The sequence below is a fragment of the Onishia taeanensis genome, assembly GCF_900100755.1.
Lineage (GTDB): Bacteria > Pseudomonadota > Gammaproteobacteria > Pseudomonadales > Halomonadaceae > Onishia > Onishia taeanensis.
Genome location: NZ_FNCI01000003.1, coordinates 22,006 through 40,370 on the forward strand (window position 1 = coordinate 22,006; position 18,365 = coordinate 40,370).

Annotated in this window: 14 protein-coding genes; 7 read left to right on the top strand and 7 right to left on the bottom strand. The window is 61.7% G+C overall.

The genetic code is table 11. From position 1 onward, the window contains the following. The first annotated feature begins 133 nt into the window (after positions 1 to 133). From BLR71_RS04775 to BLR71_RS17990, 6 genes are all read left to right on the top strand, one after another. On the top strand, positions 134 to 1,456 hold the full coding sequence (locus BLR71_RS04775; RefSeq protein ID WP_245696364.1) for a 2-oxo acid dehydrogenase subunit E2: 1,323 nt from the start codon (positions 134 to 136) through the stop codon (positions 1,454 to 1,456). Between the two features lie 324 nt (positions 1,457 to 1,780). Then, positions 1,781 to 3,640 (top strand): protein kinase domain-containing protein, encoded by a 1,860-nt coding sequence (locus tag BLR71_RS04780; protein ID WP_092523635.1) that lies wholly within the window; start codon positions 1,781 to 1,783, stop codon positions 3,638 to 3,640. Between the two features lie 164 nt (positions 3,641 to 3,804). After that, positions 3,805 to 7,497, top strand: coding sequence for an ATP-binding protein (locus tag BLR71_RS04785; protein ID WP_092523637.1), 3,693 nt, complete (start codon positions 3,805 to 3,807; stop codon positions 7,495 to 7,497). Beyond that, a complete protein-coding gene (locus BLR71_RS04790) occupies positions 7,494 to 8,120 on the top strand; it encodes a condensin complex protein MksE (protein ID WP_092523639.1) in 627 nt (208 codons plus the stop codon). The genes BLR71_RS04785 and BLR71_RS04790 overlap by 4 nt, the downstream gene beginning before the upstream one ends. After that, the gene (locus BLR71_RS04795) at positions 8,117 to 9,370 is read left to right on the top strand and encodes a DUF445 domain-containing protein (protein WP_092523641.1); all 1,254 of its coding nucleotides are present in this window, start codon (positions 8,117 to 8,119) and stop codon (positions 9,368 to 9,370) included. Before BLR71_RS04790 ends, BLR71_RS04795 begins: the two co-directional genes overlap by 4 nt. Beyond that, entirely contained in the window at positions 9,367 to 9,489 is a 123-nt protein-coding gene (locus BLR71_RS17990) for a hypothetical protein (protein WP_281241751.1), read from the top strand. The genes BLR71_RS04795 and BLR71_RS17990 overlap by 4 nt, the downstream gene beginning before the upstream one ends. Before the next feature lie 83 nt (positions 9,490 to 9,572). On the opposite strand, the gene BLR71_RS04800 is transcribed toward BLR71_RS17990, so the two are convergent. The 5 genes from BLR71_RS04800 to csiR form a co-directional block, all read right to left on the bottom strand. Continuing rightward, positions 9,573 to 10,109: a winged helix DNA-binding protein gene (locus tag BLR71_RS04800; protein WP_092523643.1), complete on the bottom strand. Its 537-nt coding sequence runs from the start codon at positions 10,107 to 10,109 to the stop codon at positions 9,573 to 9,575. Continuing rightward, positions 10,109 to 11,407 carry a TRAP transporter large permease gene (locus tag BLR71_RS04805; protein WP_092523645.1) on the bottom strand — a complete coding sequence of 433 codons (1,299 nt, stop codon included), beginning with the start codon at positions 11,405 to 11,407 and terminating at the stop codon, positions 10,109 to 10,111. Before BLR71_RS04805 ends, BLR71_RS04800 begins: the two co-directional genes overlap by 1 nt. 15 nt (positions 11,408 to 11,422) lie before the next feature. Continuing rightward, a complete protein-coding gene (locus BLR71_RS04810) occupies positions 11,423 to 11,974 on the bottom strand; it encodes a TRAP transporter small permease (protein ID WP_092523647.1) in 552 nt (183 codons plus the stop codon). 76 nt (positions 11,975 to 12,050) lie between these two features. Continuing rightward, complete coding sequence (locus tag BLR71_RS04815) at positions 12,051 to 13,064, bottom strand: TRAP transporter substrate-binding protein (RefSeq protein ID WP_092523649.1); 1,014 nt, start codon at positions 13,062 to 13,064, stop codon at positions 12,051 to 12,053. A 374-nt stretch (positions 13,065 to 13,438) separates the two neighbouring features. Further along, positions 13,439 to 14,101: a DNA-binding transcriptional regulator CsiR gene (gene csiR / locus BLR71_RS04820; protein ID WP_245696365.1), complete on the bottom strand. Its 663-nt coding sequence runs from the start codon at positions 14,099 to 14,101 to the stop codon at positions 13,439 to 13,441. Positions 14,102 to 14,472: 371 nt separating this feature from the next. Between csiR and lhgO the strand changes: the two genes are divergently transcribed. Further along, on the top strand, positions 14,473 to 15,675 hold the full coding sequence (gene lhgO, locus BLR71_RS04825; protein WP_092523654.1) for an L-2-hydroxyglutarate oxidase: 1,203 nt from the start codon (positions 14,473 to 14,475) through the stop codon (positions 15,673 to 15,675). Positions 15,676 to 15,705: 30 nt separating this feature from the next. Here lhgO and BLR71_RS04830 read toward each other — a convergent pair whose 3' ends face one another. After that, the gene (locus BLR71_RS04830) at positions 15,706 to 17,418 is read right to left on the bottom strand and encodes a SulP family inorganic anion transporter (protein ID WP_092523656.1); all 1,713 of its coding nucleotides are present in this window, start codon (positions 17,416 to 17,418) and stop codon (positions 15,706 to 15,708) included. Positions 17,419 to 17,423: 5 nt separating this feature from the next. After that, entirely contained in the window at positions 17,424 to 18,353 is a 930-nt protein-coding gene (gene rarD / locus BLR71_RS04835) for an EamA family transporter RarD (protein WP_092523659.1), read from the bottom strand. Positions 18,354 to 18,365 lie beyond the last annotated feature (12 nt).

The following is an 18,365-nucleotide window of genomic DNA, read 5'->3' on the forward strand; positions in this document are numbered from 1 at the left end:
GAGCAGCGAGGAGGGGCAAGGGGAATCAGAGCCAGGACTGGAAGAGGAAAGAGCCGCGCCGGATTCCTCGCACCCAGAGCGCCATACTGCTGCTGATAAGGCGCCAACGCCACGGGAACACGACACTCGGGCCATAACGCCTGCGGCCGGCGCTGTCGACTTTATTCTGCCGGATATCGGCGAGGGGATCGTCGAGTGCGAGATCGTCGAGTGGCGTATCCAGGAAGGTGATGAGATCGCCGAAGACCAGCCGGTGGTCGATGTGATGACCGACAAGGCGCTGGTGGAGATCACCGCGCCGGAGGCCGGCCGCGTGAGCCGGCTTTACTATCAGCAGGGCGAGCAGGCGCGGGTACACTCGCCGCTGTTTGCCTACCATCCGGAGGACTCGTCCGCATCCGCCGGGCCTCCGGCAGCGGCCGAGCCGCAAGAGAGCCGTCCTGACGAGACCCGACAGCCAGACGCCGCTGCTGCCGGCGCGATGTCGTCACCGCGCGCGCCCCAGCAAGGTCGTGCTAACACAGGCCAGGGCGTTTTCGGGAGGATTCCGGCGAGCCCGGCGGTGCGCCGGCTGGTACGCGAGCATGCGCTGAGCCTTGCTGATATTCCCGGTTCGGGCAAGCAGGGCCGGGTGCTCAAGGACGACGTGCTTCGCTTCCTCGAACAGGGCGCAGACGGCAGCGAGCATCCCAAAGCAGCGTCGACTGCAGCGCCTGCGCCGTCGGCAGCCGATGAAACCACTGCCGTCGGCGAGGTGCGCATCGAGCCCCTCAAGGGGGTTCAAGCGGTAATGGCGCGGCGTATGGTGGCATCAGCCAGTACCATCCCGCATTTTGCCTACGGTGACGAAATCGATGTTACCGAGCTGCTGGCGCTGCGCGAACGCCTCAAGCCCGATGCCGAGGCGTTGGGAGTGCGATTGACGCTGATGCCCTTCTTCATGAAGGCGCTGGCGCTGGCGGTACAGGAATTCCCGATCCTCAACAGCCGTCTCAATGATGAGGTGACCGAGATTCACTACCAGAGCGCCTGCAACATTGGCATGGCGGTGGATAGCCGGGTCGGCTTGATGGTGCCCAATGTGAAAGGCGCCGAGCGCAAGAGCCTGCTGGCCATCGCCGGTGAGATCGCCCGCCTGACTCAAGAAGCACGCGAAGGCCGCGTTCAACAGGCCGATCTCAAGGGTGGCACCATCAGCATCTCCAATATCGGTGCCCTGGGCGGCACCTACGCCACACCAATCATTAACGCCCCGGAGGTCGCCATCGTGGCGATCGGCAAGACCCAGCAGTTGCCGCGCTTCGATGCCGATGGCCAGGTGGTGAGCCGGGCGATAATGACCGCGACCTGGTCAGGCGATCATCGCCTGATCGACGGTGGCACCATTGCCCGTTTCGTCAATCGCTGGAAGGGCTATTTGGAGTCGCCGCAAAGCATGATGCTGCACCTTGGCTAGGCAATGTCTGAAAAGTACTGCGCTCGCCCATACGGCGTTAAAAATCGGCTCAAGATGCTCATTTACACCCCGTAAACTCCGCTCTTTCGCCGTTTTTTGCCTTGTCTGGCCTTCGCTCGTCGACTTTTCAGACACAGCCTAGGTCTTGTATGCCGACTTACCGGCGGTGGGGCAGGTGGACGCGAGGATCTTTCGCCGGGGATGGCGAAAGTAGTGCCCATGGAAGGGTTCACAGCGCCCTCGCGGTAACCTGCCGCCAACCCGAGGAGGTGTCGAAGTACACTCTTTGACCAATACTGAACGACATCGTAACGGGATGAGCCCATGACGGCGACGTCGCTCCAGCAGTTCTATATCCCGGAAGAGCAGTCGATCTATCTGCTCAGCCATGACGACGCCAAGAAGCTCAAGGACTGGGTGGCGCTTTGCCAGACCCAGCTCGAGCAGCTTGGCTATCGTGATATCGCGCTGATCGGCAAGGGCGCCTATGGCTTCGTGTTCGCCGGTCGTGCGCGGGGCCCGGCTGGCGAGGTCGAGCACGTCTTCAAGTTCACCCGGATCACGCTCCCTCAGCAGTTGCAGGATCGGCTCGAGGAAGAGGCTTTCATGCTCGAGCAGGTCGAGCATCCGCGGGTGCCAAAGCTGATTGCCTATCAGCGGGTGCGCAATCAGTCGATCCTGGTCATGGAGCGGGCGCCGGGGGAGAACCTCGAAGAAGTGTCGTTGCGCCAAGGCCGGCTGTCGCCGCGGCTGGTGGTGCATATTGCCGCTCAACTGGCTGATATCCTGCGTCACCTGCGACGTGAGTCCGGGCGGCGCAAGCCGCTGGTTCATGGTGACATCAAGCCCTCGAACCTGGTCTTCGATGCCGCCACCGAGCGTATCGCCCTGATCGACTGGGGCTCTTCGGTATTTGCTCAGCTCGATGAGCGCTTGCAACACGTGGCCACCAACGTCATGGAGCTGATGTCCGATAATCTTCAGCAGACCAATGCCCGCCTTGGCGATGTCTATTTCATTGGTGAAGAGCAATTGAACGGTGCGCTGTCATCGCCCCGTTTCGATGAGCAGGGCGCGGCCGGGGCGCTATATGCATTGGCCTCGGGGCAGTCCTGCCGCTTCGGGCACCGGGCGATACCGGCTACCTCGCTTGGCCTGCCCATGGAATTTGCCCGCATGCTCGATGCCATGCTCTCGCCGAACCCGGCGCTGAGAATGCGGGCCGGCGATTACTTTCTCGAGCAGATGCCTCGGCTGGCGCGAACCGTAATGGTCGACCTCGACGAGCCTCCCGAGACGTCGCTGCTGCCCGTCTGGGTGCGTCCGGCGGGGCGCGAGATCGATACCGTCGTCTACAGCTCGCGCAAGGCCTTCCTGCGCGAGGAAGGCGCGCCGGAGCAGATGAGCGAGGTCAACGACGTTCAGCTCGACCGCTACTACAAGAATTTCATGCAGGGCATGGGGGAAACCGAGAAGGCTTTCCTGGCCGCTGTCAGTCGTCTCGGTCGCTATCCCGTGGTCGGCGGCCTGGCGATTCGCTGGGAGACGGACGGCATCTACGTCGATATCTCGCTTAACCTGCATGATCCCGCCCTCAAGGCGGCCTTCGTTAGCGCCGTCAACAACATGATTAACCTGGCCAGGGCCATTTACCGCCGCGGCATCTTCAAGAGCTGCTTGTTCAATGCTCGCGAGACCCTGCACGTCGACCGGCTGGGGCCTGACCGTCCGTTTATTCTCACTCCGGACATGCGCCTGCCTTACGAGGTCAGTGCGGTTCCCGAGCTCGAGGACCACACCCGGGTGCATTCCTATTTCGAGGATGGCCCCGACCCGGAAGAATTCCTGGTGCTGCCAGATGAGATCATTGCCTCTCTGGAGGCGCTCAACGACATCCACCATACCGGCATGATCATTTTTGAGGCGCTGCCCACCCACCTGAAGATCCACAGCTACTACCGGCTGCTGGATCCGGCACGCGAGTCGGAGTTTCGCAAGCGGCTGGATGATATCCTCGCGGCGGTGGGGCTGATCGAAGGCCTTGGCGTCTCGGGCTTCATGAAAATGCCCTACAAGGACACCAAGTTCTTTGCCCACATCGAGCGCATGCCGGAGCGCTACTATCCCAAAAACCCTTATACCCCCAAGAATCCTTATACCCCCAAGACCCCCTCCGCCTCATAAGGCAGTCTGCCAACCGCGCCCAGCGCACTGGCGGCTCGGAGGCCTAACCGTGCTCGAGCCAGATACCGATGAGACCGATATCGGAATGCCTGCTCGGGCTACATCCAGGCGCTGCCTCTGGCAAGATAGGGGGTATGGATGTCAGTAATGAATAAGGACGCGGCATGGCCCATCTTTTACGCATCGTGATGATTCACGGCCACCTTGACGGTGTGGTCGAGCTGAACGTCGACGGTCACACCAATATTTGCGGGACCAACGCCTCGGGAAAGACCACCTTGCAGCGCCTGGTGCCGGTGTTTTACGGCGAACTGCCCAACAAGGTAGTGCCCAAGACGCGCATGAAGTTCGATGCCTTCTATCTGCCGCATCGCAACAGCTACTTGGTATATGAATATCGGCGCGAGGCCGGCAATGTCTGCCAGGCCGTGTTGACGCGCAAGAGCGATGGCGGCGTCGAGTATCGCTTCGTGGGCGCGCCCTATCGCCCTGAGGACTATCTGGTCGAGAGCGAGGCCGGTGTGGCAGCCCTGGATTACAGTCAGTGGGCAAGCGAACTGCGCCGCAACGGGGTGAGCGTATCCGCCAAGCTGGGGGCTACCTCCGAATACCGCTCGGTGATCCAGAATGATTTCACCCAGCTGCATGGTAACAGCCGTGATGGCCTCAAGCTGCGCCAGATAGCCGCCCAGTTCAGCCTGGTGAAGCCCGAACACCGCATTCGCCACATGGAGAAGCTGATCTCGGCAGTGCATGCCAAGGAGGGCAAGATGGATACCCTCAAGACCATGCTGGCGGCGATCTTCGAGGAAGATGGCGTCGAACTGCCGGTGACCCGGATTCGCAATACCAAGGCCCGGGACTGGATCGCGCAGATGCGTCAGTCGATGCGCCTTGAGCCCATGCAGACGTTGGTGACGCGGCTTGGCGAGGTGGATCGCGATATCGCTGACCTGGAAGCCACGCTATGGCAGCTCAAGCCCCAGCTGGAAGCCGACCGACATCGTGCCGAGCGCGGCCTGGCCGATAGCGATGAGCAGCTCGGCGCGCAGCAACGTGACTTCCAGGCCCGCGAGCGGGACTACGAACAGACCCGCGACGCCCTTAACGACCGCTTCAGCGAGTTGAACAGCGAGCTTGAACGTACCCAAAACGAGCTGACCGACCTTCAGCAGCAGTACGAGCGTTTCGCCGAGGCGGATATGCCGGCCCTGGAGCGTGATCTGGAAGCCTTGCCTCAGTGGCGTGAGCAGCACCAGCAGCTTCGTGAACACCTGAACTACATGCAGGAGGCCGTGCAGGCCAGCCAAGCGCAGCTTGATGGACGCCTGCGCGAGCTGGCCGATGTGCTGGCGCGGCAGACAGAGGAAACCCAGGGAATCATCGATGCGCTGGGTGATGAAAAAACCACCAGTCGCGAACAGCAGTGGGAGGCCGAGCGCCGCATCGAGTCGCGCTATCAGGATGCGCGTTCGACCCTCGAGGACAGTTACCAGGCGCGTCTTGCCCAGGGCGTAGAGCGACTGGCCGAACTCAAGGCGCAGCTTGCCTCTACCGCCCAGAGCGCGGAAGAGGCCCAGGAAGCCGAACTGGCCCAGGCACGCCTGGATCAGGCGCAGAGCGATCGCAATGCGGCTTCCGAGAGCCTGGATGGCGTGCGCCACGAGCACGAGACTCTCAAGCGCGAACGTGACGCGGCCGAGCGTGAGCGCGAAGCGGCCAGGCAGAAGCTATCGGAGGCTCAGAACCACGGCTATGCGCTGCATCAGCAACGTGATCCGGCCCAGGGCAGCCTGCGACATTTCCTGCGCTACCACCGCCCGGGCTGGGAGCAGCAGTTGGGCAAGGTGATTGCACCCGAATTGCTCGAGCGTCGCGATCTGTCGCCGCAGCTGTCGGAGCAGGCGCCGGAAGCAGAACCGCGTGACCTTTTTGGTGTGACGCTGGATCTGGCGGCGATAGACCTGCCCGATTACGCCCAGGACGAGGCCAGCCTGATGGCGGCTATCGAGGCGGCCGAGGAGTCGCGTCAGCGGGCGGAGGCCGAGCTCCAGTCGGCCGAGAAGCAGTTGAAATCTGGCCACGAGCGCGTTCGCGAGGCAGATGAGTGCCTGGGGCAGGCACGGATCGTGCTCAGGCGAGCCGATGAGGAAGTGAAGTACGCGTTTGAGGCGCGCAGCCATCAGCAGGAAAGGCATGCCCGCCAGCAGAAAGAACGTCGTCTGGCGGGCGAAGAAGCGCTGGCGGTTCAGGAGGCGGCTCAGCAGGCGTTGCGTGACGAAAAGCGTGAACAACTGGAGGCACTGTCGGAATCTCACCAGGCGCAGCTTTTGGAGCTGAAAGCCGATGGTCAGAGCCGGCTGGACGGCCTGGACGAACAGATTCGCCAGCATAAGCAGCGGCTCGTTGACTTGAAGGATGAACACCGGCGTCAACGCGAGGAGCTGGAAGCCGCCTATGATCGCGAGCTGCAGGAGCAGGGCGTCGATCCCGTTACGCTGCGAGACACCCGCGCGCGTTTGACAGCACTCGATGAGCGTATTCGTACGACGGCCCGGCGCCGGGAAGAGCTCGATGCCTATACACGCTTCATGCGCGTTGAGTGGGGGGAGCGCAAGCCACAGCTGGTCGACAAGGAAGCGGTTTTGTCGCGTGACCTTCAGGCGGTCAAGCGTGAACTCGAGCAGTGCCGGCAGGATTTCCAGACGGCCAAGTCGGCACATCAGGATACGATCAAGACACTCAAGGCCCAGCGCGACTCACAGCAGCAGGTGATCGACGCCCTCAAACCGCTGCTGAGCCAATTGGACGGCCTGGGGCTTGGCGCCTCGACTCAGCCGATCAGCGAGGCGCCCGGCGACGTGCATGAGCGCATGGAACGGACACGCCAGGCCCTGGCCAGTCGCAGTCATGAACTGGACACCCTGCGCAAGGGCTGCGAGCAGGTGGAAAGCGAGTTGATCAAGGGCGCCAGCACGGGCTTCGTCGAGACCCTCGACGCCGAGCGGGCCAAGCTTGTGGAGGACGACCCTGAACAGGCCGGCAACCCTCGACGTCAGCTACCGCTGCTGCGTGGCATGCTCCAGCTGCTGGAGGATCAGCAGCAGCAGTTGATCCAGGAGGGGCGCAACCTGGGCGATGACCTGGACAAGTTCTTCACCGTGTTCCGCGATCTCAATCGCCGTATCAGTGCCCAGAGTCGTCGCCTGTCCGAAGAGGTCGCCGACGATCTGCGTCTAGAGGGCATCAGCAAGGCCGAAGTGCGTATCCAGTCGACCATCGATGAGTTGGGCTTCTGGGAGCCGTTGAAGCTGTTTGCCGAGCATTTCAGGGCCTGGCGCGGCGACGGCCTGCCCAGCGATGACTATCTCAATGCGCTGGCCGATGTAGTGGACCTGCTGCGCAGCGATCAGCAATACAGCTTCGAGAGCCTGCTGCGCCTTGAGCTTTACTTGAACGAGGGCGGCAACGACCTGGTGATCAAGAATGATCGCCAACTGCTGGAATCGTCCAGCCACGGCATGGCCTACCTGATCCTGTGCAAGTTTCTGCTTGCCTTCACTCGCTTGCTGCGTGGCCAGGCGGATATCGCCATCCACTGGCCCATCGATGAGATCGGTACCTTGGCCTATCACAACGTCGAAAAACTCTTCGATGCCTGCGACAGCAACCGCATTCACATCGTGGGCGCCTTCCCCAACCCCGAGTCGGACGTGCTGATGCTGTTTCATAACCGCTACCTGATCGATCGCGACGATAGCCGCGCTAACCGTCGCTGTCTGAAGCGGATCGAACCGCGACTGAGTCGCCTGGCCGAGCGGCTGCAGGCCCGCGCTACCGAGGAGGTCGCGGGATGATCGAACATGGCCCATTGATCGAGCGGCTGTTGGCCGGCGACTTCATCTGTGCGGTGAGCGACGAGAACGCCTTTCGGCGCCTGCAGGACGAGCAAGTTCGCGAGCAGCTCGATACCTACCTGCGACCGCTCAATCGGCGGTTGGCCGCCAACCCGGAGAACAGCGTCTATTTCCTTGCCTGGCGGAACCTGAACGACGAGGCCCGGGAGCAGCTTTCTCAACAGCTGGGCGAGACGCTTCATAGCCTGTTGCCGTTGCTTGAATGGCTGCGACTGGTGCAGGAAGCGCTGGGGCGAGATGCCCTGGTGGCGCCTGGCGATGTGCTCAAACCGGCCGAATTCAGCGCCAAGTGTGAGGATAACCAGAGCCTTCGCGAGCGGCTGGAACGACTGGCCACCGATAGCTTCTTCGGCTCCCAGAGCGAGCAGCTAGACGCCCAGTTGAAGCAGGTCTTCAAGCGCCTCAAGGAGCATGGCTATCTGCTCCAGCCCCATGCCGACCGTCAGGTCTACCTGGTGACCGGCAAGGTCGATTATCTGATCGACCTGGTGCGTTTCATTCGCGACGAAGAGAACCTGCCCATCGACGAGGAGGCGCCGGCGACTCAGGAGGCCCTGCTGTGAGCGAGGTTCACACCCTGGAAAGCCGACTGCTGACGACCGGTACCGAACGGCTGGCACTGCTTGGCAAGCACGCCGATGCACTGATGCAGGGCTACACCCGCGATGAGGTGCCGCTCGAGGCACTGACGGATGCCGCGCTGCGCAAGCTGCTCGCGGCTCGGATTCTATGGCGACCGGATGAGCAGAGCGGCGTGAAGCTATCTCCCAAGGTCCGGGATCTGATCGCCGAGATGCTGGCCGACGAGACCCGCCGCCACGTCAATGCCGATGTCGCCGAGACGCTGGAGCTTATCCGCAGCCTGGTGCAGAGCTACCGCGAGGCACGGAGTCGCGGTGAATACTGGCAGCAGGAGCAGCAGCTCTTGCGCCTGCGCCAGGAGCTGGACGATCTCAACGGTCGCTTCGCCGATGCCATCGACAGCCTCTGGCAGCGGCTCAACAGCGATTTTGGGTTCGTCAGTCGTTTGAACGACAAGATTCGCGAGAATCATCGCGCTCAGAAGCAGATCGAGCGCCTTCTGGATGGCCTCACGCTGATTGACTTCGACGAGCTGATCGCTCTGGTGGGCAGCGATGGCACCCTGCGCAAGTTGTTGATCAGCCAGTTGCAGCAGCAACTTAGCCAGCACTACACCAGCCTTCGGGAGGTGCAGCGACGCCTGACCGAGCTGATGGCACGCTTTCGTCAGCAACAGTCGCAAAGTCGCCTGGTGGCCGGCATGGCCGCTTTCCTGCGCGAGCATCCGGGGTTCGTGCCTGGCAACTATGCGCGTCGTAGCGAGGTCCCGGCGCTGGTCAACCGTGCCACGCCCCTCATCGCAGCGGCGGCACCCGCGCTGGACCGCCACCAGGATGCCGCTGTGCTCAGCGAACTGATTAGACAGCTACCGGCACCGGTGCACTCGCCACAGGCCGTGGAGGCCGCGCAACCTGCCGAGCAACAATTGGAATCCCACGTCGCTGCGCGTCAGCAGGCCCTGAAGCAGGATGTCGAACGCTTCTATCTGACGGTGGTCGACGAAGCGGATGCCGCAGGCGCCCCCGGAATCAGTGCCTTGGGCTATCTGCACGCCAGGGAACTGGAATGGCAGGACGAGATTTGGCTGTTCCAGGTAATCGCCGAGTATCAGAGCCTGCCGCGTAGCGAGCAGCGCGCCTTCCGCCTGCATCAGGAAGAGAGCCAGGCCAGCAGCTACAACCATGTGCGGCTGATCCATGACGTCACCCTCACCCTGGCGCTTTCCGCATGACGCTCTCTGGTGCCGCCCGTCGCGCTCTCAACGAAGTCGAACGCCGGCTGCGCGGTCAGCCAAGGCTGGACAATCCGCGCAGTGCCAAATGGGTCAAGGAGGTCGAGGCGTGGGCTTGAAGGGTATCGAACTGCGCCCGATCGATATGACCGGCAGGTGAGGATGCAGGCCAAGGATGGCCTGCATCTTGTCAGTCTTGCGCCTAGAGCGAGGCCGCCGAGCGAGCCGCCTGGTCGTAGAGTCCCGACATGGCACGCAGTAGCCCGGCCATCTGATGCATGTCTTCACGGCCAATGCCCAGCGAAGACAGCGATTCGACCAGGCAGTCCTCGCGGATCTCGGCGTAGCGCTCACAGGCGGTGCGCCCCTTGTCGGTAGTGCGAAAGAGGGTTTCCTTACCCTGTTTCTCGCCGGCCACTAGACCAAGCTTGCCGAGTTTTTTCAGCGCATAGGTGACGGTGTGGGTGTCCTCGACGTTCAGCACCAGGCAGATATCCGCTTGGCGCTTGGCGCGTTCACGATGATTGACGCTGTGCAGCACCAGCACATCCAGCACCCCAAGTTCCGGATATCCCGCCGCGGTCATGCAGCGCACCATCCAGCGGTTGAAGGCATGCCCTGAAATGATCATGCCAAACTCGAATTCCGACAGCTCCTGTGCGCTGTGTGAGAGGTGTTCCGAAGACACGATCGGGCCTCGGCGGGTCGCGGCGGGTGCGACGGCGCTGTCCTTGCTCATCAACTGTTCCCCATGGCCTCGGGCAGGTAGGTGACTATCTGTGGAAAGAGAGTGATCAGAATAACACCCAGCAGCATCAGGCCGAAGAAAGGTAGTGCGGCCCTGGCGATATGCAGAATGTTGCGACCTGTCATGCCTTGCAGCACGAAGAGGTTAAAGCCAACCGGCGGGGTGATCTGTGACATCTCCACCACGATCACCAGGAAGATACCGAACCAGATCAGATCAATGCCAGCGGCCTCGACCATCGGCAGCATGATCGAGGTGGTCAGCACCACCACCGAAATACCATCCAGGAAGCAGCCCAGCAGGATGAAAAAGACTGTCAGTACGGCCAGCAGCATCAGCGGTGACAGCCCCAGGGTGCCGATCCAGGCGGCCAGGTCGCTCGGTAGGCCGGTGAAGCCCATGGCGGCGGTCAGAAAGGACGCACCGGCGAGAATGAAGGCGATCATGGTCGAGGTCTTGACCGCGCCGAGCAGCGCTTCCATGAAGATGCGCCGGCTCATGGCGCCCTGTAGCTTGGCGAGCAACAGCGACAGCACCACGCCGACGGCTGCCGCTTCTGTGGGCGAGGCGATACCGGCATAGATCGAGCCGATCACGCCTACGATCAGCGCGAAGAGGGGTATCAGCCGCCGGGAGGCACGCAGCTTGTCCATGAAGCTCATGCGGGCTTCGGCTGGTGGCACCTTGTCGGGATAGCGCCAGGACCACAGCATCAGATAGCCGGCGAATAGCGTGATCAGCATCACGCCCGGCAGCACGCCCGCCATGAACAGACGCGCGATGGACTGGTCGGTGGCGACCGCATAGACGATCAGGATGATCGAGGGGGGAATCAGCAGGCCAAGGGTTGCCGAACCGGCCAGGGTGCCCAGCACCAGGCGTTCATCGTAGCCACGCTTGGTAAGCTCCGGAATCGACATCTTGCCCATGGTGGCGCAGGTGGCAGCCGATGAGCCGGAGACCGCCGCAAAGAGGCCACACCCCACCACATTGGTATGCAAGAGGCGCCCGGGGATACGCTGCAGCCAGGGCGAGAGGCCGCTGAACATGTCTTCCGCGAGGCGTGAGCGAAACAGGATCTCGCCCATCCAAATGAACATCGGCAGGGCGGTCAGTTCCCAGCTGTAGCTGGCGCTCCAGATATCCGATGCCATCACGTCGCCGGTGGGAATCGAGCTGAACTGACTGATGGCGATCCAGGCGAGCCCCATCAGAGAAAAGGCCACCCAGACGCCGCTGCCGAGCAGCAACAGAAGGGCGACCAGCAATACGGTCATCATGACGAGCATGGGAGTACTCCGCGCTTATTCGTGGCCGCTATCGTCGACCTGGAAGGTCGCCGGGCGAGTCAGGGCAATGACCAGGGTATTCACCCAGGCCTCGAGTAATGCCAGGCAGAACAGCAGGGTGCCGATCAGCATGGCGCTTTGCGGAATCCATAGCGGAATGCGTAAAAGCCCGTAGGAGGTCTCATTGAAGGCAATGCTGTCGGCCAGCAGCCGGTACTCATAGAAGGCCAGATAGCTTGCCAGCAGCAGTGCCAGGCTCAGGCACCATAGCTCGATGAACACGCGGATCTTGGGGGGCAGGTGGCCGATCAGCAGGGTCACGCGGATATGACCACCATTGACGAAGGTGTAGGCCAGCCCGAGAAAGCTGGCGCCCACCAGCAGGAAACCGGAAATTTCGGAGAGGCCGGGAATGGTTAGCCCCAGGCTGTCCATGGCCAGTTGTTCCGCGGCCATGTCAGCCAGGCGTCCAAGAATCTGGGCGGTGATCAGCGTACAGATCAAACACAGGCAGAGAGCCGCGCCATAGGCCCCGAGGTCGTACAGGGGGCGAAGTCGGAATTGCATGAGAAGTACCTCGGCGAGGGAAGGGCAAGGCCCCGGCGACGTGGCCGGGGCCCTGGCGAATCACTTGCGGCTGAACTTATTCCTTCCCGCTTTCCTTCGCGTCGCGGTAGTTCTGGAGAATCTGCATGCCCTGGGGGCCGGCACGATCGACCCACTCTTCGGTCATCATGCTGCCGATGTTCTGCAAGGCCTTGGCCAGTTCCGGGGTAGGCTCGGTGACGGTGATGCCGTTCTCCTTGAGGGTCGCCAGGGCGTCCTGGGTTTCCTGGCGGCTCATGTCCCAGCCACGCTGTTCGGCTGTCTTGGCGGCCTCGAGTACGGCCTGCTGGGTCGCTTCATCCAGGCGCGAGAAGGCTCGCTCACTGACGATCACCATGTTCTTGGGTAGCCACAGCTGGGCGTGGTTGAAGTGGCTCAGGTAGTCCCAGGCCTTGGTGTCGGCGCCGGTGGCCGGCGAGGTCACCATGGCATCGACACGGCCGGTGCTGAAGGCGGTGGGGATATCCGGCACCTCGATTTGCGTCGGCACGGCATTGGCCAGGCTGGCTAGGCGCTCGCTTGAGGTGTTGTAGGCGCGCATTTTGAGGTTGCGCAGATCCTCAATCTTCTCGACCTCACTCTGGGTGTAGATGCCCTGCGGTGGCCAGGGTACGGCGAACAGCAGGCGCAGCCCCTGCTTCTCAAGCTCCTCGCCGATGATCTCGCGTGAGGCTTCCCACAGCGTCCAGGCGTCTTCGTAGTTGGCTGCCAGGTAGGGCACCGAGTCGACCTCGAAGATCGGATTTTCGTTGGCCAGACGCGACATGATCAGCTCACCTGCCGGCACGATGCCGCGACGGACCGAGTTCTTGATCTCGGCATGATCGATCAGCGAGCCGTTGGAGTGCACGGTGATATCGAGCTCACCGTCGGTGGCGTCGCGGACGTCATCGGCAAATTCGCGAATGTTCACGGTATGGAAGGTGCGGTCGCCGTAAGGGGTTGGCATGTCCCATTCGGTGGCGGCCTGGGCGCTGGAAGCAAGCGTCAGGCCAAGGGTGGCCACACCAAGGCTGGCGAGACTTGCGTTGGCAAAGGTCTTGGCGGTCATCGAAGAGTCCTCATTGTTATTGGCGAGGTTATTTATCGGGGCATCGGTACATGGCCAAGCATCGCATGGCTACGGCGAAACCAAGGTACGAGAGAAAGCCTAGGTCGAGATAGTTGTCGGCGTCAACGATATTTCGACTCTTTGGTAGTGTTTTGATAATAAAATATAGATAAATCGTATATTCGGGGTGCGGCGTTCGTTCGGTTGAGGCGGATAGAGGCGGATAGAGGCGGAGAGATGGCGAAACAAAGGGGAAATGAAGGGGCAGCCAGAGGGAAAAGACAAGGCCTGCCCCGCTAGCTTGAGCATGGCGGGGGACGGCAGCAGGGCAGAATTGAATCGTGACGCAGGCCAGTTCAACGCGAGGCAGGTTATCAGACCAGCCCGCGAGCCTGCATCAGATCGGTGATGATCGGCACCGGCGTCATGATGTGGTCGCGCGTCAGGTCGCCGGCTCGCTTGGCATCGCGGGCGAGTATCGCATCGACCAGCTCGGCATGCTCCTGGCGTTTGGCGGCCAATGCCTGGTCGGAAAATACCGTCTGGCAGAGCCATAGGTGGCGGTAGCGCGCGGCCTGGTCGAAAAGGCTCTCTCGAGCCATCAATAGCTGGCGCGAACCGCAGCCGGTCACCAGGGCAGTGTGGAAGGCCTGGTGCCGTCTGTCCCAGACATCGAGCATTTCATCCGGGCCATGTACCTCGGCCACCTTGGCCAGGGTGTGGGCCTTGGCCAGTATCTCGGCCTCCCAGGTGTCATCGCCGCGCTCAATAGCCAACTGCACCAGCATGGCCTCGAGTTGGGCTCGGGCATCGTAGATATCCCCCAGTTCCTCAATCGACATGGGGGCCACGCGATAGCCCCGCTGGCTGATCGCCACCACCAGGTGCTCGGATACCAGCTGTGAAAGAGCCTCACGCAGAGGGCTGATGCCCAGTGTGTAACGCTCCTTCAGGCGGCTCATCAGGAGCTTCTCCCCCGGCTGGTAGACCCCACTGATAATGTCCTGCTTGAGCCAGGCATAGGCACTGATGCCCATGTTCTGACGAGGCTCTTCTTGCTGGCGGGCGCTGCTGCCCTGGCGTGGGGAGGTGTCCTGGGGCGGGGAGTGTTCCATCGGGGCTATCCATGCGAGGTGGTGACAATAGCGACATCATACCCAATCCGGCAGGAACCAGCATATCGTCGCGGAGAGTCACTATTTTTTACGAAAGATCAAAATATCTATATTTTTATATGCGGTTGTTGTTATCCCTCTGGTCCTGGATCAAATATTGGCCAAGAAGGCATTGTGCAGGACCTGAGCGGCTTGAGAATTGAGGCCCGTTTTTGAGCCGTCTTAGCACTAAACATGGTCTGACGATTGGTTGCCGGGAGCAGCACGCCATTCCCAACTACGAGGAAGTGCCGGTGTACGATTTCATCATTCTGGGCGGTGGTATTCTGGGCATGTCCACCGCCATGCAGCTGGCCAAGGCCTATCCGGGGCGCCGGTTGTTACTGGTCGAGAAAGAAGCCGGGGCCGCTCGACACCAGACTGGCCACAACAGTGGCGTTATCCATGCCGGCGTTTATTACACGCCTGGCAGTCTGAAGGCGCGTTTTTGCTTCCGGGGTAATCGGGCCACCAAGGCGTTTTGCGACACCCACGGCATACGCTATGACGAATGCGGCAAGCTGCTGGTCGCCACCAATGCGCTGGAAATGGAGCGCATGAGGGCGCTATGGGAGCGTACCGCTGCCAACGGCCTTGAACGAGAGTGGCTCGAGGCGGATGCGTTACGGGAGCGCGAGCCCAGTATCACCGGTATTGGCGGCATTTTCGTGCCATCGAGCGGGATAGTGGACTACGGCGAAGTGACCAGAGCCATGGCCGGCGAGTTCGAGCGGCTGGGCGGCGAAATTCGTTATTCCACCGAGGTGATCGGCGTTCAAGAGCGTTCTCGGGAGGTGGTCGTTGAAACGCCCCAGGGGGGTATCACTGGCAAGTTTCTGGTGACCTGCTCGGGGTTGATGGCGGACAGGGTAGTGCGGATGCTGGGCGAGACCCCAGGCTTCACGATCTGCCCATTCCGCGGCGAGTACTATCGACTGCCCGAAAAGCATAACCAGATCGTCAATCATCTGATCTACCCCATCCCCGATCCGGCCATGCCGTTTCTGGGCGTACACCTGACTCGAATGATCGACGGCAGCGTCACGGTGGGGCCGAACGCCGTGCTGGCGCTCAAGCGTGAGGGGTATCGCAAGAGCGATGTCTCTTTGAGTGACATGGCCCGTATGTTCACCCACCCCGGCATTCTCAAGGTGCTCATGGCCAACCTGCGCCCGGGGTTGATCGAAATGAAGAATTCTCTTTATAAGCAGGGCTATCTGGAGGAGATACGCAAGTATTGTCCGAATCTGACCGTGGATGACCTTGAGCCTTACCCGGCAGGCGTGCGGGCACAGGCGGTGTCCCGAGAGGGCAAGCTGGTCGACGACTTCCTGTTCGTTGACACCCGGCGCACGGTCAACGTCTGCAACGCGCCTTCGCCGGCGGCGACGTCTGCACTTCCTATCGGCGAGTACATCGTCGGTCGAGTCAAGGAGCGCCTGGCGGATATGTGCTGAGCCGGGCTGCGTGCCGGAAGGGTGAGACGTTCATTCCTTGCGCTGGCGTAGCTCGCACCAGGCCGCATAGGTGCTGAGAAAGACCCGGCCGCTAAGGTTGTCCAGTAGATCGCTCTGCTTGAGCTTGTCCATCACCGGCCCTTTGACTTCGGCCAGGTGCAGGGTGACCTCGGAGTCTTTGAGTCGCTCATTGATGGCGTCCAGGCTCTCGAGCGCCGAGGCATCGATCAGGTTGACCGCCGAACAGATCAGGACGACATGCTCGACCTCGGGCCGGTTGGCAATCAGGGCGTAGACGGTATCTTCCAAATAGCGTGCATTGGCGAAGTAGAGGCTCTCATCGATGCGCAGCAGCGCGACATGGCTATCGCTTTCGACGTCATGGCGGGTGATGTTGCGGAAATGCTCGGTGCCCGGGACGCGCCCGACCAGAGCGCTGTGGGGGCGGCTAGTGCGATACAGGAAGAGGCCAATCGACAGCACTACTCCGGCGATGATACCCGCCTCAACGCCTTCAATCAGAGTCAACAGGATGGTGGCTGCCATGGCGGAAAAGTCGCTGCGTGAATAACGCCACGTCTGGCGGATCATCTTCACGTCGACCAGGGTCAGGATCGATACCGTGATGGTGGCGGCCAGGGTGGCGACCGGCAGGTGGTAAAGCAGCGGGGTCAATGCCACGGTCACCAGGGCAATGCCGATAGCGGCAATGGTGCCGGCGGCAGGGGTCTGGGCGCCGGCATCGAAGTTGATCACGGTACGAGATAGCCCGCCGGTGACCGGCATGCCCGCAGACACTGCAGCGGCGATATTGGCCGTGCCCAGCCCAATTAGCTCCTGATTGGGCGAAATACGCTGGCGGCGCTTGGCAGCCAGCATCTGGCCCATGGACACCGATTCAACGAACCCCACTACGCTCAGCAGCAGAGCGGGTATCAGCAGTTGATGCCACAGGGAAAGATCGAAAGCCGGCAGCGTTAGAGGGGGTAAGCCACGGGGAATATCGCCGACCACGGCGACGCCCTGGCTGGCGAGATCGAAGTGCCAGGTCACCAGCGTGGTCACTATCACGGCAAACACCGGCCCTGCCTTTGCCAACAGGTCGGCGGCTCCTGCGGGGAGGCCTATCGCGCGCAGGCCTTGGCGACCGCGGCGGCGTATCAGGACTAGGAAGGCGAGGCTACCGGCGCCGACGGCAAGGGTTGCGGCATGTGTATCGGTCAGGCCGGTGATCAGGTTCGGCAACAGCTCGGCGGCGGTAAAGCCTCGCGCCGAAATGCCCAGCAGGTTGGCGACCTGACTGGTCGCAATCAATAACCCTGATGCCGTAAGGAAGCCGGAAATCACCGGGTGGCTGAGGAAATTGGCGAAGAAGCCGAGCTTGAGAATACCCATCAGCGTAAGCATCAGCCCCGAAAGCAGGGCCAGGACCATGGCCGCCTGCAGGTATTCCGCGCTGCCGACTATCGCCACAGGCGCCAGTGCAGCCCCCGTCATCAGCGCAAGAATCGCCACCGGCCCCACCGCCAGCGTGCGGCTGGTCCCGAACAGCGTATAGGCCAGTAGCGGCAGTATGCTGGCATAAAGCCCGACCACTGGGGGGAGCCCAGCGATGAGTGCATAGGCTAGCGACTGGGGAATGACCATGATGCTGACGATGACGCCGGCTATCATATCGGCCGCAAACAGGCGGCTAGTGTAGTGAGGAAGCCAGGTCAGGATGGGCAGGTAGCGCTTCAACATGGGCTCTACTTTTGGCCAGCAGCGGCGTGAACCGAGCGGTTACGAGACGACCAGGCCGACCATGAATAAAGCGCAAGGCCCAGCCAGATTATCAAGAAGCTCACCAGTTGCAGCGGCGCCAGAGGTTCATGGAACACTAGCAGGGCGATACCAAACTGGATGCTCGGGTTGATGTACATCAGAAAGCCGAGTGTGGCCAGACGCAGTCGTCGGGCTGCCCCGGCAAACGCCAGTAGCGGCAGGGCGGTAATCACCCCACTGGTGATCAACAGGGCCGTCTTGGCTGGGCTTTCCAGAAAGTGTCCGTTGCCCTGGGCGCCTAGCCAAGCGACGGCGACCAGGGCCAGTGGGAAGAGCAACAGCGTCTCGACGAATAGGCCCGATAGGCCATCCAGAGGCACCTGTTTGCGTAACAGGCCATAGGTGCCAAAGGAAAAGGCCAGCGCCAGAGTGATCCAGGGCAGCTCTCCCAGGCCCAGCAACTGGATAGCGATGGCAACACCGGCGAGAATGACCGCCACGCCCTGCAAGCGGTGCATGCGCTCGCGCAGCACCAGCATCCCTAGGGCCACATTGACCAGCGGTGTCAAGAAGTAGCCAAGGCTTGCCTGCAGTACCTGGCGGCTTTCCACGGCATAGATATAGATACCCCAGTTGGCGCCGATCAACACCGCGCAGGCAAGCACGCGTCCGAGCCGCTTGGGCTGCTTGAGAGCGCCAATCACCGGTGACCAGCGGCTCAGCGCGCTGACCACGATGACCAGGAACAGGCATGACCAGAGCACGCGGTGTAGCAGGATCTCGAAGGCCGGCACGCCATCGAGCAGCGCAAAGAACAGCGGAAAACAGCCCCACATCACATAGGCGCCTAAGCCAAACGTGACCCCCTTGGTGGCCTCTGGATCCCGGGGTAAGGAAGTCGTCGTTTGTCCCATTGCTGCGTCCCT

Coding starts and splice junctions, on each gene's coding strand:
- BLR71_RS04780 (WP_092523635.1), top strand. CDS start 1,781: ATGACGGCGACGTCGCTCCAGCAGTTCTATATCCCGGAAGAGCAGTCG.
- BLR71_RS04785 (WP_092523637.1), top strand. CDS start 3,805: ATGGCCCATCTTTTACGCATCGTGATGATTCACGGCCACCTTGACGGT.
- BLR71_RS04790 (WP_092523639.1), top strand. CDS start 7,494: ATGATCGAACATGGCCCATTGATCGAGCGGCTGTTGGCCGGCGACTTC.
- BLR71_RS17990 (WP_281241751.1), top strand. CDS start 9,367: ATGACGCTCTCTGGTGCCGCCCGTCGCGCTCTCAACGAAGTCGAACGC.
- BLR71_RS04800 (WP_092523643.1), bottom strand. CDS start 10,109: ATGAGCAAGGACAGCGCCGTCGCACCCGCCGCGACCCGCCGAGGCCCG.
- BLR71_RS04805 (WP_092523645.1), bottom strand. CDS start 11,407: ATGCTCGTCATGATGACCGTATTGCTGGTCGCCCTTCTGTTGCTGCTC.
- BLR71_RS04810 (WP_092523647.1), bottom strand. CDS start 11,974: ATGCAATTCCGACTTCGCCCCCTGTACGACCTCGGGGCCTATGGCGCG.
- BLR71_RS04815 (WP_092523649.1), bottom strand. CDS start 13,064: ATGACCGCCAAGACCTTTGCCAACGCAAGTCTCGCCAGCCTTGGTGTG.
- csiR (WP_245696365.1), bottom strand. CDS start 14,101: ATGGGCATCAGTGCCTATGCCTGGCTCAAGCAGGACATTATCAGTGGG.
- BLR71_RS04830 (WP_092523656.1), bottom strand. CDS start 17,418: ATGTTGAAGCGCTACCTGCCCATCCTGACCTGGCTTCCTCACTACACT.
- rarD (WP_092523659.1), bottom strand. CDS start 18,353: ATGGGACAAACGACGACTTCCTTACCCCGGGATCCAGAGGCCACCAAG.